The organism is Pseudomonas sp. GW823-FHT02C05 (assembly GCF_058797595.1).
On sequence record NZ_JBXAJU010000002.1, the window covers coordinates 1,044,343 to 1,066,783 of the forward strand.

Below are 22,441 nucleotides of genomic sequence, written 5' to 3' on the forward strand. Positions count from 1 at the left end.
GCCGCGCCTTTTCCTCAGGCCCGGGCCGGGCGGCGGTTGTCCCGCACCAGCAGGAAACGCATCAAGGCCAGCAGCGGGAAGGCGCTGCCCACCAGCACGATGCCCAGCCAGCCGCCATGCTCGTACACCGCACTGGCAATCGAGGAGCCAAAGGCACCGCCGATGAAGATGCTGGTCATGTACAGCGCATTCAGGCGGCTGCGGCTGTGGGCGTCGAGGGCGTACACGGCGCGCTGGCCGAGCACCATATTCATCTGCACGCAGAAATCCAGGACCACCCCGGTCACGGCCATGCCGATCACGCTGTAGGCCGGATGCACCAGGCTGGGGATGAAGCTCAGGGCCGCCAGCAGCATGGCCAGCAGTGAGGCGATGCGGGTATGGCCGGCATCTGCCAGGCGCCCGCTGATGGGCGCGGCGATGGCGCCGATGGCGCCCACCAGGGCAAAGATCGCGATCTGGCTTTGGCTCAGGCCGTGCTGGCGCGCCAGCTCCAGCGGTGCGGCGGTCCAGAACAGGCTGAAGGTGGCGAACAGGCAACCCTGGTAGAAGGCGCGCTGGCGCAGTACCGGTTGCTGGCGCAGCAAGTTGCCCAGGGAATGCAGCAGTTGGCCATAGGTGGCGCTGTGGGCCGGCTGGCGCTTGGGAATGGTGAGCATCAGCACCAGGCTGATGGCTGCCATCAGCAGCGCCGCGGCGATGAACATCGCCCGCCAGCCGAAGTGGTCGGCCACCACGCTGGACACCGGCCGGGCCAGGAGAATCCCCAGTAGCAGGCCGCCCATGATCCCGCCCACCACCCGGCCCCGGGTTTCCTCGGGGGCCAGGTGCGCGGCCAGGGGAATCAGGATCTGCACCGACACCGAACTGAAGCCGATCAACAGCGACACCAGGAGAAAGGCATTGGGCTGCTGGATAAAGGCCGCGCCCAGCAGGCTGGCAATCGCCACCAGGGTGGTGCAGATCATCAGCCGGCGGTTTTCCAGCAAATCGCCCAGGGGCACCAGGAAGAACAGGCCCAGGGCGTAGCCGATCTGGGTCAGCGACACGATCAGGCTGGCCAGGGCGCTGGACAGGCCGAGATCCGGGGCAATCAGCTCGATGATCGGTTGTGCGTAGTAGATGTTGGCGACTATGGCCCCGCAGCAGAAGGCGAACAGCAGCACCATGCCTCGGGTCATTGTCGCGCTGGCGGTGGGCAGAGCCTGGGTCGTGGAATTCATTGGCGATCTCTGGGGCAAGCGCAAGGAGCGAGGTCGGCAAGACCCCGTGGCAAAGCGATGGAGCGGGCCGGGTGGCAAAGGTCAGCGATCGAATGATGAAGGCCCGTTGAGTACCGGGGCGTGTCGCTGTCGAGGGGCGATGATACATTTACTTACATCCTGTTCGATAGCATGCTCATGCTCCCCCGGGGCCTTGCAGTCGACTGACGGGCTCTGTGCACCCATTGCCTTGAGGAATCCGTTCCATGAATCGGTCTTTGCCTGGTTTGTTGTGCAACCTTCAATGCCTGGCCCTGGCGTTCCTGCTGGGCAGCACCACGGCCCTGGCCCAGGGCGCGCCGGGCATGCGCATTGGCGTACGCGGGGAAATCACCGGGGTCGGCGGCGACGTGGTGCGGGTGCACGTCAACAGTGGGGAGAATGTCAGCGTCGAGCTGACGCCCCAGACTCAGGTGCGTGCCGTGACCCTGGCCAATATCGAGGACATCAAGCCCGGCAGCTATATCGGCTCGGCGGCCATGCCCATGGCCGACGGCACCTTCAAGGCGCTGGAAGTGCATGTGTTTCCACCGCAGTTGGCCGGTACGGGTGATGGCCACCGGCCTTTCGACCTGGCCAAGGGCAGCAGCATGACCAACGGCAGCGTCGGCGACCTGGTGGTGAGCAACGGCCGCACCCTGACCGTCAACTACAAGGGCGGCCAGCAGAAGATCCTGGTGCCGGACGATGTGCCCATCGTCAACCTGACTCCCGGCGACCGCAGCCTGCTCAAGGTCGGGGTCAAGGTGGTGATGTTCGTTACCCAGAGCGATGACGGCAAACTCACCGCGCAGTCGATCTCCGCCGGCAAGGATGGGGTCGCGCCGCCGATGTAGGCCGCTGCTGCACGGGTTTGCCACCAGGCGGGTGGGGGCTTGCATTGCCAAATGTTGCTGCGCGCGGGTTGCAGTGGAAGTCGGCAAAGGCTTGGTTTACGGTTTCCGGTCGTTCAATGCGCCGGGAGTGCCTTATGGAAAAGTCGACGTTCAACCCAGCCAGTGTGTTCAATTCCCTGCAATACGGTTTCAGCCAGGCGGTGGAGGTGCGCGGTGGGCGGCGCCTGCTGCTTTCCGGCCAGGTGGGTGTGGATGAGCAGGAGCGCACCGTGGGCCCGGGCCTGCGGGAGCAGACCGAGCAGGCCTTCGACAATATCGCCCGGGTCCTGGCCGAGGCGGGTGGCCGGCTGGCGGATGTGGTGATGCTGCGGATCTACATCGCCGAAGCGGCCCGCAACCAGCAGGAGCACATCAGCGCAGTCTTGCTCGAACGCTTTGCCAGCCAGCCGCCGGCGTCTTCGTGGATCATCGTCAGCGGGCTGTCGCTGCCAGAGTGGCTGATCGAAGTCGAGGCGGAGGCGGTGCTGGAGGAGCGCCATCAGGCCGCCGAAGCGGCGCTGTTCACTCCGGCGCGAGCCCTCTGAGCGCCATGCCAGGGGCATAAAAAAAGCGACCCCGGAGGTCGCTTTTTTCATTCACCCGTTAGGGGTCACTTGGCGTTGGTGTAGATCTGGTCGAAGATCCCGCCGTCGTTGAAGTGGGTCTTCTGCACGCTGCGCCAGTCGCCGAAGGTCTTCTCCACCGAGAGGAAGTCGACTTTCGGGAAGCGATCGGTGTACTTGGCCAGCACTTTCGGGTCCCGTGGGCGCAGGTAGTTGTTGGCGGCGATTTCCTGGCCTTCCGGCGACCACAGGTACTTGAGGTACTCCTCGGCGGCGGCGCGGGTACCTTTCTTCTCTACCACCTTGTCCACCACCGATACCGGCGGCTCGGCTTCGGCGGACACGCTCGGGTAGATCACCTCGAACTGGTCGCGACCGAATTCGCGGGCGATCATCTCCGCCTCGTTCTCGAAGGTCACCAGCACGTCGCCGATCTGGTTGGTCATGAAGGTGGTGGTGGCGGCGCGGCCACCGGTGTCGAGCACCGGCGCCTGCTTGAACAGCTTGCCGACGAAGTCCTTGGCCTTGTTCTCATCGCCGCCGTTCTTGAGCACATAGCCCCAGGCCGAGAGGTAGGTGTAGCGGCCGTTACCCGAGGTCTTGGGGTTGGGCACTATCACCTGCACACCGTCCTTGAGCAGGTCCGGCCAGTCCTTCAGGGCCTTGGGGTTGCCCTTGCGGACGATGAACACGGTGGCCGAGGTGAACGGCGCGCTGTTGTTCGGCAGGCGGGTCACCCAGTTGTCCGGCACCAGCTTGCCGTTGTCCGCCAGGGCGTTGATGTCGGTGGCCATGTTCATGGTGATGACATCCGCCGGCAGGCCGTCGATTACCGAACGCGCCTGTTTGCTGGAGCCGCCGAAGGACATCTGCAGGGTGATGTTCTCGTTGTGCTCGGCTTTCCAGTGTTTCTGGAAGGCGGCGTTGTAGTCCTTGTAGAAGTCGCGCATCACGTCGTAGGAAACGTTGAGCAGGGTCGGTGCGGCCTGGGCGACGCTGCCCAGGGCCAGGCTGGCGGCCAGTAGCGAGGCGCTGAAGAGTTTTTTCACTGCACATTCCTTTTGTTCGAGAGTGAAGGCAATTTGCCGCCGACTATAGCCGGGGCGCTATATCTCTTTAAAGATTAAAAAGTACTTTGCTTATTCCAGTTTCCTGAATAGCGCATTGCCGCAGCGGGAACAGAAGGCCGCGGCGGGTTCGTGGGTGTTCTTGCGGCACACCGGGCAGTCGTGCTTGAGCTGCTCGCCGCGCATGGCGCTGGCCAGTTCCGCGGTGAAGATCCCGGTGGGCACCGCGATGATCGAGTAACCGGTGATCATCACCATGGACGAGATCACCTGGCCGATCACGGTCTTGGGCACGATGTCGCCGTAGCCCACGGTGGTCAGGGTGACGATGGCCCAGTAGATGCCCTTGGGAATGCTGGTGAAACCGTGCTCCGGGCCTTCGACCACGTACATCAGGGTGCCGAACACCGTGACCAGGGTGCAGACGCTGAGCAGGAACACCAGGATCTTCTGCTTGCTGCCGCGCAGGGCGTCCAGCAGGTAGTGGGCCTGCTTGAGGTAGGGCGCCAGCTTGAGCACGCGAAAGATCCGCAGCATGCGGATGATGCGGATGATCAGCAGGTATTGGGCGTCGCTGTAATACAGGGCGAGGATCCCCGGAACGATCGCCAGCAGGTCCACCAGGCCATAGAAGCTGAAGGCATAGCGCAGCGGCCGGGGGGAGCAGTACAGGCGCAGCCCGTACTCGATGGCGAAGATCAGGGTGAAACCCCATTCGATGTAGGCCAGGACGTTGGCGTAGTTGCGATGGACCTCGTCGATGCTGTCGAGGATCACGATCACCAGGCTGGCGAGGATGATCAGCAGCAGGGTGCTGTCAAAGCGCCTCCCCGCCACCGTATCGGTCTGGAAGATCATTACGTAGAGGCGCTGCCGCCAGTTGTCGCTGTTGCCCATGGAAATCGCCTGAATCGAAAGTCAGCGAAGCCTAGGGGGATTTGCCGGGGGAGCGCAAGGCGCGTCGCCCCGCACGTTGCGGCCCAGCACCCGGTCGACGGTGTGCACCAGCCAGCAGGCCAGGACAAAGGGTGCGGTCAGGGGCGCAAGACCCAGGGCGACCAGCCCCGGGCTGATCAGCAGTGCCAGCAGCATCCCCAGCAGCGGCCGCCAGGGGTGCCGGGCCTGCTGGCCCAGGGCCAGGGCGACCAGGGCGCAGTTGTAGCCGCCCAGGCCCTGCAGGGCCTGGGCATGCTCTTGCTGCAGCAGGGCAAAGAGCAGGCCGCAGGCGGAGCCGAACAGGGCCCAGGCTGCCGCGCGGCGGCTGGCCAGCAGCAGGCCGAGCAGAATCAGCAGGCCGGCCAGGGGCTGGCCGAGGAACATGATCTGTCCCAGGCCCTGGAACAGCCCACCCAGCAGGTTCGCCAGGGACAGCCCGGGCACGCCCTGGGTGGCCGCGGGCAGCGGCTCGATCAGGCTCAGCAGCAGCCAGCCGAGGCCGACGAAGGGCGCGGTGTAGGCCGGCAGGCTGGCGGGGTTGCGGGCACGTTTGAGCCATTGCTGGGTAATGATCGCGCTGAGGCCGCCGGCGGCGATGATCAGCGGCGGCAGCAATACCGACCAGGGCAGGTACAGGCCCAGCAGCAGGCCCAGCAATACGCCGTTGTAGCTGAACAGCCCGGCCTGGCGGTCGGCCTTGGCGTACCCCCGGCGTTGCGCGGTCAGCAGCCCGGCCAGGGCACCCAGCAGGGCAGCGCCGAGCAGTGCCGGGGCACTGACCAGGATCGCCAGCAGGCACAGCAGGCCGCACAGCGGATGGCGCTGGAGAAAGATCTGACTGAAGCCGTTAAGCAGGGCAGTGGCCCAGTCGGGGCAGAAGGCATTGAAAGACTGTGAAGGCATGATGCAAATCAGTGGGGCGGCCCCTGGGCGAGGGTTGCGCCGACCGCCCAGGCCTCCTCTGCGGGAGGCTCTGGCCGGTCAGCGGCGCCATGGGCTGCGGGTCAGAGAAGGGTTTCGACGCGCAACGAATTGGTGGTGCCCGGCTGGCCGAACGGCACACCGGTGGTGATCACCACGGTGTCGCCGCGCTTGGCCAGGCCCTGGGCCTGGGCGATTTCCAGGGCCGTGGCACACACCTCGTCGACCTGGCGCAGCCGGTCGTTGACCACCGAATGCACGCCCCAGGCCACTGTCAGGCGGCGAGCAGTGGCAAGGTTCGGCGTCAGGTTGAGGATCGGCACCGAAGGCCGCTCGCGGGCGGCGCGCAGGGTCGAACTGCCGGATTCGCTGTAGTTCACCAGCACCGCCACCGGCAGGATGCTGCACACCCGGCGGATCGCACAGCTGATGGCGTCCGAGACCGTGGCCTCGGCCTGGGGCCGGCTGACGTCCAGCTGGGCCTGGTAGTCCGGGCCGGTTTCCACCTGGCGGATGATCTTGCTCATCATCTGCACGGCCTCCAGAGGGTATTCGCCGGAAGCGGTTTCCGCCGACAGCATCACGGCGTCCGCACCCTCGGCCACTGCGTTGGCGACGTCGGTGACCTCGGCCCGGGTCGGCGCAGGGGAGAAACGCATGGATTCGAGCATTTGGGTGGCCACCACCACCGGCTTGCCCAGCTGGCGGCAGGTGCTGATGATGTTTTTCTGGATCTGCGGCACGCTTTCTGCGGGCACTTCCACCCCCAGGTCGCCCCTGGCCACCATGATCGCGTCGCTCAGCTCGGCGATTTCCCGCAGTTGGGTGACGGCCGAAGGCTTCTCGATCTTGGCCATCAGGTAGGCCTTGTCGCCGATCAGCGCACGGGCTTCACGGATGTCTTCCGGGCGCTGCACGAAGGACAGGGCCACCCAGTCCACCCCCAGTTCCAGGCCGAAGCTCAGGTCGCGACGGTCCTTGGCCGTCAGCGGGCTGAGGTCGAGCACCGCCTGGGGCACGTTGACGCCCTTGCGGTCCGACAGCTCACCGCCATTGAGCACGGTGGTCTCGATGGCATCGGCCTGCTTGGCGATCACCCGCAGGCGCAGCTTGCCGTCGTCCAGCAGCAGGTCCATGCCCGGCTCCAGGGCGGCGATGATCTCCGGGTGCGGCAGGCTGACCCGCTGGGCGTTGCCCGGGGTCGCGTCGAGGTCCAGGCGCAGGGCCTGGCCGCGCACCAGTTGCACCTTGCCCTCGGCGAAGGTGCCGACCCGCAGCTTCGGCCCTTGCAGGTCCATGAGGATGCCCAGGGGGTAGTTCAGTTCGCGCTCTACCTGGCGGATCCACTCGTAGCGCTGGGCGTGGTCGGCATGGGCGCCGTGGCTGAAATTGAGCCGGAAGATGTTCACCCCGGCTTGCACCAGCTCACGGATGTCCTCGATGCCGTCGATGGCCGGGCCCAGGGTGGCGAGGATTTTGACCTTCTTGTCAGGCGTCATGTTTGGGGTTCTCGAGAATCAGGATGGCGCGGAAGTCGTTGACGTTGGTGCGGGTCGGCTCGGTGACGATCAGGTCCCCCAGTGCCGCGAAGTAGCCATAGCCGTTGTTGTTGTCCAGCTCGTCGCTGGCGCTCAGGCCCAGGGCCGCGGCGCGGGCGTAGCTGTCCGGGGTCATGATGGCCCCGGCATTGTCCTCGGAACCGTCGATGCCGTCAGTGTCGCCGGCCAGGGCATAGATGCCCGGGTAGCCCTTGAGGCTGTCGGTGAGGCTCAGGAGGAACTCCGCGTTGCGTCCGCCACGGCCATTGCCGCGCACGGTGACCGTGGTTTCACCGCCGGAGAGGATCACGCAGGGCGCCGCCACGGGCTGGCCGTGCAGGGCGACCTGGCGGGCGATGCCGGCGTGGACCTTGGCCACCTCCCGGGATTCGCCCTCCAGGTCGCCGAGGATCAGTGGGCTGAAGCCGGACTGGCGAGCCTTCACGGCCGCCGCCTCAAGGGACTGCTGGGGCCGGGCGATCAGTTGGAAGTGGCTGCGCGCCAGGCACGGGTCACCGGGCTTGACGGTTTCCGACTCGGGGCTCTGCAGCCAACTGCGGACCGCGGCCGGTACGTCGATGCCATAGCGCTTGAGAATCGCCAGGGCCTCGGCCGAGGTGCTGGGGTCGGCCACGGTGGGGCCGGAGGCGATGACCGTGGCCAGGTCGCCGGGTACATCGGAAATCGCATAGGTGTAGACCGTGGCCGGCCAGCAGGCCTTGGCCAGGCGTCCACCCTTGATCGCCGAGAGGTGCTTGCGCACGCAGTTCATCTCGCCGATGGTGGCGCCGGATTTGAGCAGGGCCTTGTTGATGGCCTGCTTGTCCGCCAGGGTGATGCCGGCGGCTGGCAGGGCCAGCAGCGCCGAACCGCCACCGGACAGCAGGAAGATCACCCGATCCTGTTCCGACAGGTTGCTGACCAGTTCCAGCACGCGCTTGGCCACGGCCAGGCCGGCGGCGTCGGGCACCGGGTGGGCGGCTTCGACCACTTCGATCTTAGTGCAGGGGGCGCCGTGGCCGTAGCGGGTGACCACCAGCCCGGAGACTTCGCCCTGCCAGCTGCGCTCGACCACCTGGGCCATGGCCGCGGCGGCCTTGCCGGCGCCGATGACGATGACGCGGCCGCTGCGGTCGCTGGGGAGATGGGCTTGCAGAACCTGTTGCGGGTGGGCGGCGTCGATGGCTGTGGCGAACAGCTCACGGAGGAATTTTTGCGGATCGACCGACATGGCGGGCTCCCGGATTTCTTGTTATGGGGGGCTTGAAACGGGTGTAGCCGCCACCTCAGGCGGCGGCAAGGTCAGCAGGGCCTGTCCCTGGCCCGCCGTGAGGCGTTTCCTGCGAACCTTGGCGCAGCCTGCGGCAGCGGCTACGGATGCTGCTTATTTCTTCTCGCGGATCGAGAAGTTGGCCATGTGTTCCAGGCCCTTGATCAAGGCCGAGTGGTCCCAGTTGGCGCCACCGATGGCGGTGCAGGTGCTGAACACTTGCTGGGTGTTGGCGGTGTTGGGCAGGTTGATGCCCAGCTCGCGGGCACCGCTCAGGGCCAGGTTCAGGTCCTTCTGGTGCAGGTTGATGCGGAAGCCCGGGTCGAAGGTGCCCTTGATCATCCGCTCGCCGTGCACTTCGAGGATCTTCGAGGAAGCGAAGCCACCCATCAGTGCTTCACGCACCTTGGCCGGGTCGGCGCCGTTCTTCGAGGCGAACAGCAGGGCTTCGGCCACGGCCTGGATGTTCAGGGCGACGATGATCTGGTTGGCCACCTTGGCAGTCTGGCCGTCACCGTTGCCACCCACCAGGGTGATGTTCTTGCCCATGCTCTGGAACAGCGGCAGGGCACGTTCGAAGGCCTGGCTGTCGCCACCGACCATGATGCTCAGGGTGGCGGCCTTGGCCCCGACTTCACCGCCGGACACCGGGGCGTCCAGGTACTGGGCGCCGGTTTCGTTGATCTTGGCGGCGAAGGCCTTGGTAGCGGTGGGCGAGATCGAGCTCATGTCGATGACGATCTTGCCCTTGCCGATCCCGGCGGCCACGCCGTCGGCGCGCAGCAGCACGTCTTCGACCTGGGGGGTATCGGGGACCATGATGATGACGAACTCGGCTTCCTGGGCTACGTCCCGGGGCGAGGCCAGGGCGATGGCGCCGGCGGCGATCAGGTCGGCCGGAGCCTTGCCGTGGTGTTCCGAGAGCAGCAGGCTGTGACCGGCCTTCTGCAGGTTGGCGGCCATTGGGTGGCCCATGATGCCGGTGCCGATAAATCCGATTTTAGCCATGATAAAAATCCTCTATTCAACGGGACCTTGTGGGCGCTGGCTGGCCAGCGAAGGCGGTCTTGCGGGCCTCTTCGCCGGCAAGCCGGCTCCTACGCAGGTACAGGTTCAGATTGCGTTGTGGGTTTTCAGCCAGCCAAGGCCGGCTTCAGTGGTGGTCAGCGGCTTGTACTCGCAACCGACCCAGCCCTGGTAGCCGATGCGGTCCAGGTGCTCGAAGAGGAAGCGGTAGTTGATCTCGCCGGTGCCCGGCTCGTTGCGCCCGGGGTTGTCCGCCAGCTGGATGTGGTTGATCTGGCCCAGGTGGTTGGCCATGGTCCGCGCCAGGTCTCCCTCCATGATCTGCATGTGGTAGATGTCGTACTGCAGGTACAGGTTGTCGCTGCCCACCTGCTCGCGAATCGACAGTGCCTGGGCGGTATTGTTGAGGTAGAAGCCGGGAATGTCGCGGGTGTTGATGGCTTCCATCACCAGCTTGATGCCCACGGCCTGGAGCTTGTCGGCGGCGTACTTGAGGTTGGCGACCAAGGTCTTTTCCGCCAGGGCTTCATCGGCGCCCTGTGGGCGGATGCCTGCCAGGCAGTTGATCTGGGTATTGCCCAGGACCTGGGCGTAGGCAATGGCCAGGTCGACCCCGGCGCGGAACTCCTCGACCCGGTCGGGCAGGCAGGCGATACCGCGTTCACCCTTGGCCCAGTCGCCGGCCGGCAGGTTGAACAGCACCTGGCTCAGGCCGTGGGCGTCAAGTTGCGCCTTGATTTCGGCAGAGCTGAATTCGTAGGGGAACAGATATTCGACGCCGCTGAAGCCGGCATCGGCGGCCGCCTTGAAGCGGGCGAGGAAGTCCTGTTCGGTGAACAGCATGGACAGGTTGGCAGCAAATCGCGGCATGGTGGTCTCCTGTGGTTCGGTCAAGCCTGGGGCTGGCGCCAGGGGGCGGGCGGCCCGGGCGCCACCTCTGGCGGGAGGTGGCGCGCGGGGCCCGGCCGGTGCCAGCGGCCAGGGGTATCAGTCGAGCAGGGAAATCGCGGTAGGGGCGTCGTTGCCCACCAGCGCCAGGTCTTCGAACTCGTTGACCGCGTTGATTTCGGTGCCCATGGAAATGTTGGTCACGCGCTCCAGGATGATTTCCACCACCACCGGCACCTTGAAGGTCTGGAGCATTTCCTGGGCCTGGCGCAGGGCCGGCTGGATGTCCTTGGGTTCGAACACCCGCAGGGCCTTGCAACCCAGGCCTTCGGCAACGGCCACGTGGTCGACGCCATAGCCGTTGAGTTCCGGCGCGTTGAGGTTGTCGAAGGACAGCTGCACGCAGTAGTCCATGTCGAAACCGCGCTGGGCCTGGCGGATCAGCCCCAGGTAGGAGTTGTTCACCACCACGTGGATGTACGGCAGGTTGAACTGCGCGCCCACCGCCAGTTCTTCGATCATGAACTGGAAGTCGTAGTCGCCGGACAGCGCCACCACCTGGCGGTTCGGGTCGGCCTTGACCACGCCCAGGGCAGCGGGGATGGTCCAGCCCAGCGGGCCGGCCTGGCCGCAGTTGATCCAGTGGCGTGGCTTGTAGACGTGGAGGAACTGCGCGCCGGCAATCTGCGACAGGCCTATGGTGCTGACGTAGCAGGTGTCCTTGCCGAATACCTGGTTCATTTCTTCGTACACGCGCTGCGGCTTGACCGGCACGTTGTCGAAGTGGGTCTTGCGGTGCAGGCTGGCCTTGCGCTGCTGGCAATCATGCAGCCAGGCGCTGCGATCCTTGAGCTTGCCGGCGGTCTGCCATTCGCGGGCCACCTCCAGCAATACGGTCAGGGCGCTGCCAGCATCGGAAACGATGCCCAGGTCCGGGGTGAAGACGCGGCCGATCTGGGTCGGTTCGATGTCCACGTGGATGAACTTGCGGCCTTCGGTGTAGACGTCCACCGAACCGGTGTGGCGGTTGGCCCAGCGGTTGCCGATGCCCAGCACGGTGTCGGACTTGAGCAGGGTGGCATTGCCGTAGCGATGGGAGGTCTGCAGGCCGACCATGCCCACCATTTGTGGGTGATCGTCAGGGATGGTGCCCCAGCCCATCAGGGTCGGGATCACCGGAATGCCGGTCAGTTCGGCGAACTCCACCAGCAGCTCGCTGGCGTCGGCGTTGATCACGCCGCCACCGGCCACCAGCAATGGACGTTCGGCCTGGTCCAGCAGGGCCAGAACCTTTTCCGCCTGCAGGCGGGTCGCCGCCGGCTTGGCCAGGGGCAGGGGCTGGTAGGCGTCGATGTCGAATTCGATTTCCGCCATCTGCACGTCGAACGGCAGGTCGATCAGTACCGGGCCGGGACGGCCGGAGCGCATTTCATAAAAGGCTTTCTGGAAGGCGTAGGGCACCTGGCCCGGTTCCAGCACGGTGGTGGCCCACTTGGTCACCGGCTTGACGATGCTGGTGATGTCCACGGCCTGGAAGTCTTCCTTGTGCAGGCGGGCGCGGGGGGCCTGACCGGTGATGCAGAGAATCGGGATGGAGTCGGCCGAGGCGCTGTACAGGCCGGTGACCATGTCGGTGCCGGCGGGGCCCGAAGTACCGATGCATACGCCGATGTTACCGGCCTTGGTGCGGGTGTAGCCCTCGGCCATGTGCGAGGCGCCTTCGACGTGGCGAGCGAGCACGTGATCGATGCCACCGACCTTCTGCAGCGCGGAATACAGCGGGTTGATGGCGGCACCCGGGATGCCAAAAGCGGTATCGACCCCTTCACGGCGCATCACCAGAACGGCGGCTTCGATTGCTCTCATTTTGCTCATGGTTTTGTGCCTCTTGCGTTTTGTAATTGTATACAAGTGGTTTTGCGCAAAGTGTATTCACGGCGGATGGCGCAGGTCAATCCATTTTCTTGAGCGGCAGCGGCTTTCATCAAAGCCCCGATAAACCGGCGTCCTTTTGTCGCAGGGGCTGCCTTTCGCGAATTATTGTATACAAAAAATAAATCCATTGTGTTCTATTTGTTGTATCGGACTTCTCCTACAAGAAGCTTCCCCAGGCTTTCTCAATAACAAGATAAGGACGGCACCCATGAGCGCTTTAACCTTGAAAGTCGCAGTCAACCTGGCCAACCAGGCCATCAACGCGGGGCGCAAGATCAATGCGGCGCCGCTGACCATCGCGGTGCTGGATGCCGGCGGGCACCTGGTGACCCTGCAACGGGAGGACGGCGCCAGCCTGCTGCGCCCGCAGATCGCCATCGGCAAGGCCTGGGGGGCGGTGGCCCTGGGCAAGGGCTCGCGCCTGCTGGCCCTGGACGCGCAGCAGCGCCCGGCCTTCATCGGCGCATTGAACGGTCTGGGGCAGGGCAGCGTGGTGCCTGCGCCGGGCGGGGTGTTGATTCGGGATCAGGCGGGGGCAGTGATTGGGGCGATCGGCATCAGTGGCGATACCTCGGACATCGATGAGCAGTGCGCCATCAGCGCGATCGAAGCCCAGGGCCTGGCGGCGGACGCTGGCGTCAGCGCGTAGCCCTCGACCTCGCGGGCCCGGCCTGTAGCCGCTGCCGAGCCCGCGAGGCTGCGAAAAGCCGCGCAGGATCTTGATTGAAACTATTGCGCCCTTGCGGGCCGGGAAACAAACCAGAAAGTACCGAAACGCTATCAGCGATCCAGTTCACAGCCCTTGAGCACCAGACGGATGATGGTCTGCGCCGCAGCTTCGTAGTCGTCTTCGTCGAGCTTGGTCTTGCCGGTGACCACCGAGATCTGCCAGTCGAAGTCGGCGTAGGTCTGGGTCGCGGCCCAGATGCTGAACATCAGGTGGTTGGGGTCGAGCGGGGCGATCAGGCCGCGATCGATCCAGGTCTGGATGCACTCGATGTTGTGCTTGGCCTGGGCGTTGAGCTGTTCCACCTGCTCCGGGCTCAGGTGCGGCGCGCCATGCATGATCTCGCTGGCAAAGACCTTGGAAGCGAAGGGCAGGTCGCGGGAGATGCGGATCTTCGAGCGGATGTAGCCGCTGAGCACTTCGCTGGGCACGCCATCGGCATTGAACGGGGTGGAGGCCTGGAGGATGGGTTCGATGATGCTTTCCAGCACCTCGCGATAGAGGTTTTCCTTGGACTTGAAGTAGTAGTAGACGTTGGGTTTGGGCAACCCGGCCTTGGCGGCGATGTCGCTGGTCTTGGTCGCCGCAAAGCCCTTGTCGGCAAACTCTTCACTGGCGGCCCGCAGGATCAGTTCTTTATTGCGCTCGCGGATGGTGCTCATAAACCAGGGGATTCCTTGCCTGTTCGGGCGGTTGCGCATGGTAGCACCGGCGTCGCGCGAGGCTCAAGAATGCCCGGCGGCCGCGGTTTTACTGCTTCTGGCATCTCGCTTGTGCTGCCAGCGGCACGGTATGCTGCGCGCCTTATTTCCATGCAGGGAAGCCAGGTTCATGGCCGGAAGCAGTTTGCTGGTATTGATCGATGACATCGCCGCGGTACTCGATGACGTGGCCTTGATGACCAAGATGGCGGCGAAGAAGACCGCCGGTGTGCTGGGCGACGACCTCGCGCTCAATGCCCAGCAGGTCTCCGGGGTCCGCGCCGAGCGGGAAATTCCGGTGGTCTGGGCGGTGGCCAAGGGGTCGTTTCGCAACAAGCTGATCCTGGTGCCGGCGGCGCTGGCCATCAGCGCCCTGGCGCCGTGGCTGGTGACCCCGCTGCTGATGCTGGGTGGTGCCTACCTGTGTTTCGAGGGCTTCGAGAAGCTGGCGCACAAATACCTGCACCACGCCGAAGTGGCGGCCGAACATACCCAGACCCTGCAAGCCCTGGCCGACCCCCAGGTGGATCTGGTGGCTTTCGAGAAGGACAAGATCAAGGGTGCGGTGCGCACCGATTTCATCCTTTCCGCGGAAATCATCGCCATCACCCTGGGCACCGTGGCCGGGGCCTCCCTGACCCAGCAGGTGGTGGTGCTCTCGGGTATCGCCATTGTCATGACCGTCGGCGTCTACGGCCTGGTGGCCGGCATCGTCAAGCTCGATGACCTGGGGCTGTGGCTGGTGCACAAGCCCGCCGCCCTGGCCAAACGCATCGGTGGGGCGATCCTGCGGGCAGCGCCGCTGATGATGAAGAGCCTGTCGGTGATCGGTACGGCGGCGATGTTCATGGTCGGCGGCGGCATCCTGACCCACGGTGTGCCCGCCGTGCACCACCTGATAGAAGGGCTGGCCGAGCGCAGCGCCGGGGTCATAGGCCCGGTATCGGCGTTGATGCCGACCCTGCTCAATGCCGTGGCCGGGATCATTGCCGGTGCCGTGGTGCTGCTGGCGGTCACCCTGGCGGGCAAGGCCTGGCGCGCACTGCGCGGCTGACGGGCGCTCAGCCCGCTGCCGGCACCGGGGTCGGCAGCGCGGCCGCTTGTTGCTGGCGGCACCAGCGGCGCCAGGTGAACTGCAGTTGCAGAATCGCCGCCCGGGCCATCTCCCGGGCTTGCAGGGGCAGGTCGCGGTCGCCATCCAGGGCCTTGAGCAGGGCCGCCGAGACCGCATCCAGCTGTTCGCTGCGGTTGGCGCTGGGGCCGCCGTGCCTGAGCAGCGTCGCCAGGTGCGCGAGATAATGCTCGCGTTCCGTGGCCAGGGTGCCCCGAGCCGGGTCCAGGCAACTGCGCAATTGCAGCAGCTCATCTCCCAGGTCCAGCCCCAGCAGGCCGTTGTCCCAGTGACTGCGGCGGTTCTCGGGCTGCATCTGCCAATACCGCGACACCCGGATCAGCCGATCGGCCATGCGCCCGCCGAACCAGCTTTCGGCCTGCTCCGGCGGGCGTGAGGTGAGCTGCGCCAGATCGAACAGCGAAGCCTTGAACATCCGCCGGTAGTGCTGCTCGCCCGGGTTGAGGCTGACCAGGCGCAGCACCACCACGGCGATGCCGACACCGATCAGGGTGGCCATGGCCTTGTTCAGGAACGCCCCGAGGTCGTAGCTCATCAGGTTGCTGGGGCCGACGTTGTTGACGAAAAAGATGCAGAACGCCGAGGCGACGGGCGCGAGCTTCGGTCGGCTCATGCACAGCGAAGCGCAGAACAGCGGCACTGCCAGCCCCAGGCACAGCAGGGGAAAACCGTCCCAGCCCGGCAGCAGGCCAAGGCCGACGAAGGCCGCCACGGGAATGGACAGGGCAATGCCCTTGAAGAAATTCAGGCAGGACGCGGCAGGGTTCTCACGCCCGGCGAACAGGCTCAGCACCACGCCACAGATGGAGACGGCCCCCAGCCCCGAGGGCCAGGCGGACAGCAGCCAGAAGCCGGCGACGGCGAGAAAGGCCAGGGCGCTGCGCAAGCCTCCCAGCACCCCTTGCTGGATATCCCGGTGCCAGGACAGGGCGCCGGGAGCGCCGGGCGGGACCCGGCCCTGTTCCACGGCGCTGACACTCAGGGCGCTCTGTTCCACCCGCTCCAGTACCTGGGCCAGTTGCACCAGGCACAGATGGCCTTCGGCGGACAGCGAAGGGTCCTGCAGTGCCTGTTGCAGGCGCTGGAGCAAGGGCGGCAGGGCGGCGTCATGTTCGGCCTGCAGGGCCTGGATGGTCTCGCCGAGCAAGGGTTGGAGTTGCTGCGCGGTGGCGGCGTCGAGCATCTGCCGTTGCCGCGCCACGCCGCGGGCGGACCGGAGCAAGCCCAGCAGGTCGCGGCTCAGCACCCGCAGCGCCTGGGAGCGACGGCGCCCCTGCGGGCCTTCGAACCAGGCGTGATCGCGTTGGGCATCCACGGTGACGATACGCCCCAGGGCTTCCAGCAGCCCCTTGCGCTGGTCTTCCCCCAGCAGCTCCGAGGCTGCGGCCTGGCGCCCGGCCAGCCAGGCGGCGCGGCCCTGGACCGCCAGCGCCTGTTCCACCCGGCGCGGCCAGAGCAGTTGGCTGGCCACGGCGGCGCAGATGATCCCCAGGCCGATTTCCGAACAGCGCGCCACTGCCTGGTCGAACACCTGCAAGGGCGCTGCGGTGGCGGGCAGGGCGATGATGGCAGTGGTGTAGCCCGCCAGTACGAAACCGTAGGCTGCGTGGTTGCGCAGCAGCGAGGCGCCGGTGGTGCAGAAGGCCAGCCACAGGGCCATGGCCAGCAGGAACAGCAGGGGCGCCTGGCCCAGGGTAGCAATCAGCAATATCGACACCACGGCCCCCACCAGGGTGCCCAACAGGCGGTAGGCGCCCTTGGCCAGGACCATGCCGCTGCTGGACTGGCTGACGATGAACACCGTGGTCAGGGCCCATTGCGGTTGTTCGAAATCCAGGCGGAACGCCAGGTACAGGGCCAGGCCGCCGGCAATCAGGTTGCGCGCGGCGAACAGCAGGTCGGCAGGGGCAGGGGCGAAGAGGGCTTGCCAGATATCGGCGCGGAAAAAGGTCGGCAGTTTCATCTTTCAGACACATCGATAGCTAGCTAATGATTAGCATCGTATCGATTTTGCCAGGGTGTGCCAATCGGCTTTTCAACGAGCGGGGAGGAAGGGGCTTTGACGGGGAGCGGACGCCCCGCCGGATGGCGGGGCGAGGCAGGGTTACTCGGCGATCTGCAGCTTGCGCGACTCGGTGTAGACGTAGCGCACTTTCTCGTATTCGAACGGCGAGTTCAGCTGGCCATAGCGGAAGCTGGTCTGGTAGCGCTTGTCGACCCCGCGCAGGACCCAGATTTCCGGGTGGTTGCTGCTGGCTTCCGAAACATTGAGGAAGTTGATCGCCGATTCGGCGGTGTAGTCCACCGCCAGCCCGGCGGTATCACGCAGGTTCGACGGGCCGAGGATCGGCAGCACCAGGTAGGCGCCGCCGGGTACGCCGTAGAAGCCCAGGGTCTGGCCGAAGTCTTCGCTCTGGCGCGGCAGGCCCATCTTGGTAGCCGGGTCCCACAGGCCGGCCACGCCGATGGTGGTGTTGAGCAGCAGGCGCGCGGTGGTTTCCATGGAGCGCTGGCCCTTGAACTGCAGCAGGCTGTTGAACAGGTTGGGCACATCGCCCAGGTTGTTGAAGAAGTTGCTGACCCCGGTGCGCAGGAAGCTCGGCGTCACGTAGCGGTACCCGTCCACCACCGGCAGGAACACCCATTGGTCGAAGCGGTAGTTGAAGTGGTAGACCCGGCGGTTCCACGACTCCAGCGGGTCGTAGATATTCAGGGCGTTCAAGGTCGAGCGCTCGAACTCGCGCTGGTCCAGCCCCGGGTTGAACTTGAGCTTCTTCAACGGCTCGGTGAAGCCATCGGGGTCGGGGGTGACGGGGATGTTGGCCTTGCTGTTGTCGGCTTGGGCATAGCCTGCGCAGAGCAACGCAGCGATAAGCAGGAGATGTTTAGCCACGGAAGAACTCCAGCATGGCGTCGCTGTTGACGCGGTAGTTGAGGTTGCCGCAGTGGCCGCCATGGGGGTAGACGGTCAGGCGGTCACCAAAGGTTTTACGCAGGAAACCCAGGTCGCCGGGGCCGAGGATCACGTCGTCGGCGTTGTGCATCACGGCGATCTTCGGGCTGGCCTTGAGGTAGTCCTGCAGGGCGTAGAGGCTGACCTGGTCGATCAGTTGCAGCAGGCTGCCGCCATCGGTGCGGGCGCGCCACATGGGGATCACCTGCTCGGTCAGGTAGCAGTCGAAGTCGCATTGCAGGGCACGCTTGAGAAACGGCGTGAGGCTGGTGCCTTCGCGGATCGGGTATTTGGGCGGGGTGATCAGGCCACGGCGGTTGATCAGGTCCGAGGTGAAGGCAATGTCCGCCGCAGAGAAACGGAAGGAGGTGCCGATCAGCATCGCCATCTGCTCGTTGGTCAGGTGCTGCTTGGATTGCTGGAAGTCGTAGAGCAGGGCGTCGTTGAGGTCGATATAGCCCTTCTGCTGGAAGTAGCGGGTCAGCTTGCCCAGCACCAGTTCGTAGAAGGTAGTGCTGTTGTTGATGCCCTTGACCTCGGTCTGCACCAGCTTGTCGAGGTTGGTGATCGAGGTATAGAGATTGACCGGCGGGTTGAGCAGCAGGACCTTCTTGAAATTGAAGCTGCGCCGGGTTTCATCCAGCTTGCTGACGAAGGCCGCATCCAGCGCGCCAAGACTGTAGCCGGTGAGGTAGAACTCGGTGATCGGCAGCTTGGGATTCTGCGCCCGTACGGCCTGCATCACCCGGTACATGTCCTCGGCGTCTTCCTGGGTCACGCCCGGGGTGGCAAAGCGCGAAGCGGCGCTGATGAAGTCGAAGCTGGTGGGCGAGGACAGCTGCACCACGTGGTAGCCGGCTTTGTAGTAGAGCTTCTTCAGGTACTCGTTGAGGCTGCTGTCATAGCGCGCCCCGGTGCCGGCGATCAGGAAGATCAGCGGCGCGGCGTGGTCCTGGGTGGCAATGCGGTAGGTGAGTTTCTTCACCGCCCAGAAGTTGTCCGGGAGGATGAATTCCCGTTCCGGACGCAGCGTCAGGCTGTGGTCAGACTGGCGGATGTCATCGCTTGCGGGCAGTTCCGGGCGCAACTCCGGAGGCGTGGTGGCGATGGTGGCTTCGAAGGGGTTGGTCAACGGGTAGCCATAGGTGGCCGGGTCGACGTCGACCGCCAGCGCGGACGCACTCAGGATAAGGCCGCCAAACAGGGCAGCGAAGCGCAAGGAACGAAGCATGACTGTATCCCTAGAAGAAGGTGCCGAATGAGGTTCGCAGGCTATGACCACCGCGCTGCTGCCGAAGTGCCATGGTTGGGCACAAATAACGCCTGCGACAGGCTTATTGGGAAGTGATAGTAGCCGGACGATACACTTTGCCGCCATTTGCATGACAGATATCTGCGCCTGGCGCTTGCCAAGCGTTCTCGGGGGATTATGCTGGGCGCCGTTTTGACTGTTCGGAGTGTTTCATGTCCCGCCGCCTTCCCCTCATTCTGCTGCTCGTGGTCCTGCCGCTGTGGCTGGCCGCCAGTTATGGCCTGCGCTACGGCTTCATGGAGGATGCGCGCTGGGTGGGTGCCTGTGTCGAGGCCGCCAGCCGCTGGGAGTGCGGGCTGCGCTCCAGCCTGGGTTGGATGATTCACTTCAAGGTGCTGGGCTGGAGCGCGGTGGCCGTGGCGCTCCTGGGTTTTGTCATGCCCGGGCGTGCCGGTTGGGGGCTGGGCGTACTGGCGTTGCTGATCGGCATCCCGGCCCTGGCCCTGTACAACACCACCCTGGCGGTATTTGCCGTGGTGATTGCCGGCTTGCGCCTGGTGCGCGCCAGCAAGCCATAGCCGCAGCAGCGGCCATGGCCTATGGCCTCAGGCCCTGCGGGCCCGCAGGTTGCGCCAAAGCGCCGCTACCATCAGCAGGCTGACCAGGGCCCAGCCCCAGGCCTGCTGGTTGGCCAGACCTTCCTGATACAACTGCGGGGCAATGCCGGCACCGACGATAAAGGTCAGCAGGGCAATCTCCCGGCGCGGCACTCGCACCGGGCGGCACAGGTAGACCAGTGCCGGCAGTAGCAGGGCCGCGCTGGGGAAGCTGCGGTAGCGCGGGTCGAACACCAGCTCCAGCATCATCACCGCCGCGGCGAAGCCTGCGGCCGTCAGCAGCCAGCCGGCCCGTTTCTCCAGTGCATTGAAGGCCTCCAGGCGCCAGCCCTGGCGAGGGCTCAGGGCCAGGGCGGCGTGGGCCAGCACCAGCAGGTTGAGCCCCAGCAGCAACGCGGCCCAGCACCATTCACCGGCGAAACGGCTGGTTACCCGCGCCAGTTCTCCCCAGGTTCCGATGCTGCAAGCGGCCACTGCTCCCAACAGGGGCAGCAGCAGGGCGGCGCGGTGGTCGCGGGGCCGGCCGCCGAGCACGAGGGTGCCGAGCAGTATCAGGCCGCCGACGCCCAGCCACAGCGGCCAGTACGGCAGGTTGGACACCGGGCCGGCGAGGATGCCCTTGTCCTGGCGATCAGCATCGAACAGCCCCCAGTAGCCACCGACGGCACCTTCGCTGGCGCGCTTCCAGGGCTGGTCGAAGGCTTCGATCAGGTTGTAGTGCCAGCCATTGTGTTCCGCCAGGGCGACGAAGCCGCGGATGAACTTGGCCTCGTTGACCCGGCTGGGCAGCGCGGTTTCTCGCTGCCGGCCTTCACTGGGCCAGCCGGTCTCGCCAATCAGCACGTCCTTGGGGGCGAAGCGGTTGCCGAACACCTGGCGCACCTCGGCCACGTGGTTCAAGGCGGCGTCGATGTTCGACGGATCGTCTTCCCAGTACGGCAGCAGGTGGATGGTGAGGAAATCCACCGTCGGGGCGATTTCCGGGTGCTTGAGCCAGAACTCCCAGACATCGGCGTAGGTCACCGGCTGCTTGACCCCGGCCTTGACCTTGAGGATCAGCCGCGCCAATTGCGCGCCGGTGACCTCCTTGCGCAGCAGTGCTTCGTTACCGACGATCACCGCACTGACCACGTCCGGGTTGGCGTTGGCCGAGGCGATCAGCAGGTCGACCTCCTTCTCGGTGTCCACCGGGTTGCTGTTGACCCAGGCGCCGATCATCAGCTTCAGGCCGTGCTTGCGCGCCAGGTCAGGCAGGGCTTCCAGGCCGGTCATGGAATAGGTACGAATGCATTCGAAACGGGTCGCCAGCAGGGCGAGGTCGGCGTCCATGCGCTGCGGGCGCAGCTTGAACGGCTGGTCGAAGGGCGACTGGTCCTTGTCGAACGGAGTGTAGGAAGCGCACTGCAGCTTGTGGCTGGCGCTGGCGACATCCGGCAGGTGCACCGGCCGGCCAAGGCCGTACCAATAACCGCAGAGGGCCAGCAGCCCGAGCAGGCAGGCGAACAGATAGGGCAGGGCGGGGAAACGAGGGGTGGCGGGCATGATCGGGCCGTCGTGGAACAAAGCCGGGCATCTTACCCGCATTTGTCCGCAGCTTGGTGGGCTGCATGATTTTGACATGCAAAGTTCGGGCGGACCCACTGCCCGGGTGAGGTCGGCCGTTGGTTACTGGCTATCTGATGTCGCTGCTGGCTGCCTTGAGGTCGTAGACAGAGCAGGTCGCGGAACAGGGCGGGTTGATGATCCAGGCATCAGTACTCCGCTGATGATCGAACGCGTTCGCGGTGAGGCGTGATGGGGGCGCTGAGCACCATAACCATACGTTGACGTGCCTGGCAGCCGCCCGGCACTGCACTTTTCGGGGAAGTAACGATGAAGATGCGACGACTCTTAGGCGCAGGTGCCGCACTGGTACTTGCCATCAGCTCCACTCTGGCCAGTGCCGACAGCAAAACCCTGAGCATCGGCTATGTCGACGGCTGGTCCGACAGCGTGGCGACGACCCATGTGGCGGCGGAAGTGATCAAGCAGAAGCTCGGTTATGACGTCAAGCTGCAGGCGGTGGCGACCGGGATCATGTGGCAGGGCGTAGCCACCGGCAAGCTCGACGCCATGCTTTCGGCCTGGCTGCCGGTGACCCATGGCGAGTACTGGGCCAAGAACAAGGACAAGGTGGTGGACTACGGCCCCAACTTCAAGGACGCCAAGATCGGCCTGATCGTGCCGGAGTACGTCAAGGCCAAGTCCATCGAGGACCTCAAGACCGATACCACGTTCAAGAACAAGATCGTCGGCATCGACGCCGGCTCGGGGGTGATGCTCAAGACCGACCAGGCGATCAAGGACTACGGCCTGGACTACAAGCTGCAGGCCAGTTCCGGGGCGGCAATGATCGCCGAGCTGACCCGCGCCGAAGAAAAACAGGATTCCATCGCCGTGACCGGCTGGGTGCCGCACTGGATGTTCGCCAAGTGGAAACTGCGCTTCCTCGAAGACCCGAAGGGCGTGTACGGCGCTGCTGAAACCGTCAACAGCATCGGCAGCAAGGGCCTGGAGAAGAAGGCGCCGGAAGTGGCGGCCTTCCTGAAGAAATTCCAGTGGGCCTCGAAAGATGAAATCGGTGAGGTCATGCTGGCCATTCAAGAGGGTGCAAAACCCGATGTGGCGGCCAAGGATTGGGTGAGCAAGCACCCGGAAAGGGTTGCCGAGTGGACTGCTAAATAAGCACAACGCGTCTAGATCAGGGGTCTTGAGGCCGCGCACTGGAAACAGTGGGCG

Annotated in this window: 20 protein-coding genes; 6 read left to right on the plus strand and 14 right to left on the minus strand. The window is 65.1% G+C overall.

The features are described from left to right. Positions 1-14: 14 nt before the first annotated feature. Positions 15-1,223 carry an MFS transporter gene (locus tag AC1RGE_RS15865; RefSeq protein ID WP_011060025.1) on the minus strand — a complete coding sequence of 403 codons (1,209 nt, stop codon included), beginning with the start codon at positions 1,221-1,223 and terminating at the stop codon, positions 15-17. A gap of 245 nt (positions 1,224-1,468) precedes the next feature. Between AC1RGE_RS15865 and AC1RGE_RS15870 the strand changes: the two genes are divergently transcribed. Both AC1RGE_RS15870 and AC1RGE_RS15875 read left to right on the plus strand, forming a co-directional pair. Continuing rightward, positions 1,469-2,098: a hypothetical protein gene (locus AC1RGE_RS15870; protein ID WP_492584594.1), complete on the plus strand. Its 630-nt coding sequence runs from the start codon at positions 1,469-1,471 to the stop codon at positions 2,096-2,098. A gap of 134 nt (positions 2,099-2,232) precedes the next feature. Beyond that, entirely contained in the window at positions 2,233-2,682 is a 450-nt protein-coding gene (locus AC1RGE_RS15875; protein WP_015634653.1) for a RidA family protein, read from the plus strand. Between the two features lie 65 nt (positions 2,683-2,747). On the opposite strand, the gene AC1RGE_RS15880 is transcribed toward AC1RGE_RS15875, so the two are convergent. The 8 genes from AC1RGE_RS15880 to gcl all read right to left on the minus strand — a co-directional run bounded on the left by AC1RGE_RS15880 (position 2,748) and on the right by gcl (position 12,221). Next, positions 2,748-3,749, minus strand: coding sequence for a sulfate ABC transporter substrate-binding protein (locus AC1RGE_RS15880; protein ID WP_015634654.1), 1,002 nt, complete (start codon positions 3,747-3,749; stop codon positions 2,748-2,750). A 90-nt stretch (positions 3,750-3,839) separates the two neighbouring features. After that, entirely contained in the window at positions 3,840-4,664 is an 825-nt protein-coding gene (locus AC1RGE_RS15885; RefSeq protein WP_015634655.1) for an ion transporter, read from the minus strand. Positions 4,665-4,685: 21 nt separating this feature from the next. Next, positions 4,686-5,606, minus strand: a complete 921-nt coding sequence (locus tag AC1RGE_RS15890) for an urea transporter (RefSeq protein WP_015634656.1) — start codon at positions 5,604-5,606, stop codon at positions 4,686-4,688. A gap of 101 nt (positions 5,607-5,707) precedes the next feature. Next, entirely contained in the window at positions 5,708-7,123 is a 1,416-nt protein-coding gene (pyk, locus tag AC1RGE_RS15895; protein WP_011060031.1) for a pyruvate kinase, read from the minus strand. Beyond that, entirely contained in the window at positions 7,113-8,393 is a 1,281-nt protein-coding gene (locus AC1RGE_RS15900) for a glycerate kinase type-2 family protein (protein ID WP_492584595.1), read from the minus strand. Before AC1RGE_RS15900 ends, pyk begins: the two co-directional genes overlap by 11 nt. A gap of 153 nt (positions 8,394-8,546) precedes the next feature. After that, on the minus strand, positions 8,547-9,440 hold the full coding sequence (locus AC1RGE_RS15905; protein ID WP_011060033.1) for a 2-hydroxy-3-oxopropionate reductase: 894 nt from the start codon (positions 9,438-9,440) through the stop codon (positions 8,547-8,549). 105 nt (positions 9,441-9,545) lie between these two features. Further along, complete coding sequence (gene hyi / locus AC1RGE_RS15910; protein WP_346624507.1) at positions 9,546-10,328, minus strand: hydroxypyruvate isomerase; 783 nt, start codon at positions 10,326-10,328, stop codon at positions 9,546-9,548. Between the two features lie 117 nt (positions 10,329-10,445). Continuing rightward, a complete protein-coding gene (gcl, locus tag AC1RGE_RS15915) occupies positions 10,446-12,221 on the minus strand; it encodes a glyoxylate carboligase (protein WP_015634658.1) in 1,776 nt (591 codons plus the stop codon). A 268-nt stretch (positions 12,222-12,489) separates the two neighbouring features. Here gcl and AC1RGE_RS15920 point away from each other — a divergent pair, with 268 nt between their 5' ends. After that, positions 12,490-12,930 carry a GlcG/HbpS family heme-binding protein gene (locus AC1RGE_RS15920; protein ID WP_011060036.1) on the plus strand — a complete coding sequence of 147 codons (441 nt, stop codon included), beginning with the start codon at positions 12,490-12,492 and terminating at the stop codon, positions 12,928-12,930. A 131-nt stretch (positions 12,931-13,061) separates the two neighbouring features. Here AC1RGE_RS15920 and AC1RGE_RS15925 read toward each other — a convergent pair whose 3' ends face one another. Continuing rightward, positions 13,062-13,670 carry a TetR/AcrR family transcriptional regulator gene (locus AC1RGE_RS15925; RefSeq protein WP_011060037.1) on the minus strand — a complete coding sequence of 203 codons (609 nt, stop codon included), beginning with the start codon at positions 13,668-13,670 and terminating at the stop codon, positions 13,062-13,064. Between the two features lie 169 nt (positions 13,671-13,839). Between AC1RGE_RS15925 and AC1RGE_RS15930 the strand changes: the two genes are divergently transcribed. Next, positions 13,840-14,763 carry a DUF808 domain-containing protein gene (locus AC1RGE_RS15930; RefSeq protein WP_011060038.1) on the plus strand — a complete coding sequence of 308 codons (924 nt, stop codon included), beginning with the start codon at positions 13,840-13,842 and terminating at the stop codon, positions 14,761-14,763. 7 nt (positions 14,764-14,770) lie between these two features. Here AC1RGE_RS15930 and AC1RGE_RS15935 read toward each other — a convergent pair whose 3' ends face one another. The 3 genes from AC1RGE_RS15935 to AC1RGE_RS15945 form a co-directional block, all read right to left on the minus strand. Next, entirely contained in the window at positions 14,771-16,804 is a 2,034-nt protein-coding gene (locus AC1RGE_RS15935) for an FUSC family protein (protein WP_011060039.1), read from the minus strand. 141 nt (positions 16,805-16,945) lie between these two features. Then, positions 16,946-17,734, minus strand: coding sequence for an MlaA family lipoprotein (locus AC1RGE_RS15940; RefSeq protein ID WP_011060040.1), 789 nt, complete (start codon positions 17,732-17,734; stop codon positions 16,946-16,948). Continuing rightward, entirely contained in the window at positions 17,727-19,025 is a 1,299-nt protein-coding gene (locus AC1RGE_RS15945) for a hypothetical protein (protein ID WP_015634662.1), read from the minus strand. The genes AC1RGE_RS15940 and AC1RGE_RS15945 overlap by 8 nt, the downstream gene beginning before the upstream one ends. Before the next feature lie 233 nt (positions 19,026-19,258). On the opposite strand from AC1RGE_RS15945, the gene AC1RGE_RS15950 reads away from it, so the two are divergent. Then, positions 19,259-19,624, plus strand: a complete 366-nt coding sequence (locus AC1RGE_RS15950; RefSeq protein ID WP_011060042.1) for a hypothetical protein — start codon at positions 19,259-19,261, stop codon at positions 19,622-19,624. Between the two features lie 27 nt (positions 19,625-19,651). On the opposite strand, the gene AC1RGE_RS15955 is transcribed toward AC1RGE_RS15950, so the two are convergent. Then, a complete protein-coding gene (locus AC1RGE_RS15955; RefSeq protein WP_492584596.1) occupies positions 19,652-21,205 on the minus strand; it encodes a glycoside hydrolase family 17 protein in 1,554 nt (517 codons plus the stop codon). A gap of 330 nt (positions 21,206-21,535) precedes the next feature. On the opposite strand from AC1RGE_RS15955, the gene AC1RGE_RS15960 reads away from it, so the two are divergent. Beyond that, on the plus strand, positions 21,536-22,387 hold the full coding sequence (locus AC1RGE_RS15960) for a glycine betaine ABC transporter substrate-binding protein (protein ID WP_011060044.1): 852 nt from the start codon (positions 21,536-21,538) through the stop codon (positions 22,385-22,387). Positions 22,388-22,441 lie beyond the last annotated feature (54 nt).

Bases quoted from the DNA above. Each gene is read 5' to 3' on its own strand.
- AC1RGE_RS15935 (WP_011060039.1), bottom strand. From the start codon at position 16,804: ATGAAACTGCCGACCTTTTTCCGCGCCGATATCTGGCAAGCCCTCTTC.
- pyk (WP_011060031.1), bottom strand. From the start codon at position 7,123: ATGACGCCTGACAAGAAGGTCAAAATCCTCGCCACCCTGGGCCCGGCC.
- AC1RGE_RS15955 (WP_492584596.1), bottom strand. From the start codon at position 21,205: ATGCCCGCCACCCCTCGTTTCCCCGCCCTGCCCTATCTGTTCGCCTGC.
- AC1RGE_RS15900 (WP_492584595.1), bottom strand. From the start codon at position 8,393: ATGTCGGTCGATCCGCAAAAATTCCTCCGTGAGCTGTTCGCCACAGCC.
- gcl (WP_015634658.1), bottom strand. From the start codon at position 12,221: ATGAGCAAAATGAGAGCAATCGAAGCCGCCGTTCTGGTGATGCGCCGT.
- AC1RGE_RS15875 (WP_015634653.1), top strand. From the start codon at position 2,233: ATGGAAAAGTCGACGTTCAACCCAGCCAGTGTGTTCAATTCCCTGCAA.
- AC1RGE_RS15890 (WP_015634656.1), bottom strand. From the start codon at position 5,606: ATGCCTTCACAGTCTTTCAATGCCTTCTGCCCCGACTGGGCCACTGCC.
- AC1RGE_RS15925 (WP_011060037.1), bottom strand. From the start codon at position 13,670: ATGAGCACCATCCGCGAGCGCAATAAAGAACTGATCCTGCGGGCCGCC.
- AC1RGE_RS15920 (WP_011060036.1), top strand. From the start codon at position 12,490: ATGAGCGCTTTAACCTTGAAAGTCGCAGTCAACCTGGCCAACCAGGCC.
- AC1RGE_RS15870 (WP_492584594.1), top strand. From the start codon at position 1,469: ATGAATCGGTCTTTGCCTGGTTTGTTGTGCAACCTTCAATGCCTGGCC.
- AC1RGE_RS15865 (WP_011060025.1), bottom strand. From the start codon at position 1,223: ATGAATTCCACGACCCAGGCTCTGCCCACCGCCAGCGCGACAATGACC.
- hyi (WP_346624507.1), bottom strand. From the start codon at position 10,328: ATGCCGCGATTTGCTGCCAACCTGTCCATGCTGTTCACCGAACAGGAC.
- AC1RGE_RS15950 (WP_011060042.1), top strand. From the start codon at position 19,259: ATGTCCCGCCGCCTTCCCCTCATTCTGCTGCTCGTGGTCCTGCCGCTG.
- AC1RGE_RS15960 (WP_011060044.1), top strand. From the start codon at position 21,536: ATGAAGATGCGACGACTCTTAGGCGCAGGTGCCGCACTGGTACTTGCC.
- AC1RGE_RS15905 (WP_011060033.1), bottom strand. From the start codon at position 9,440: ATGGCTAAAATCGGATTTATCGGCACCGGCATCATGGGCCACCCAATG.
- AC1RGE_RS15945 (WP_015634662.1), bottom strand. From the start codon at position 19,025: ATGCTTCGTTCCTTGCGCTTCGCTGCCCTGTTTGGCGGCCTTATCCTG.
- AC1RGE_RS15885 (WP_015634655.1), bottom strand. From the start codon at position 4,664: ATGGGCAACAGCGACAACTGGCGGCAGCGCCTCTACGTAATGATCTTC.
- AC1RGE_RS15930 (WP_011060038.1), top strand. From the start codon at position 13,840: ATGGCCGGAAGCAGTTTGCTGGTATTGATCGATGACATCGCCGCGGTA.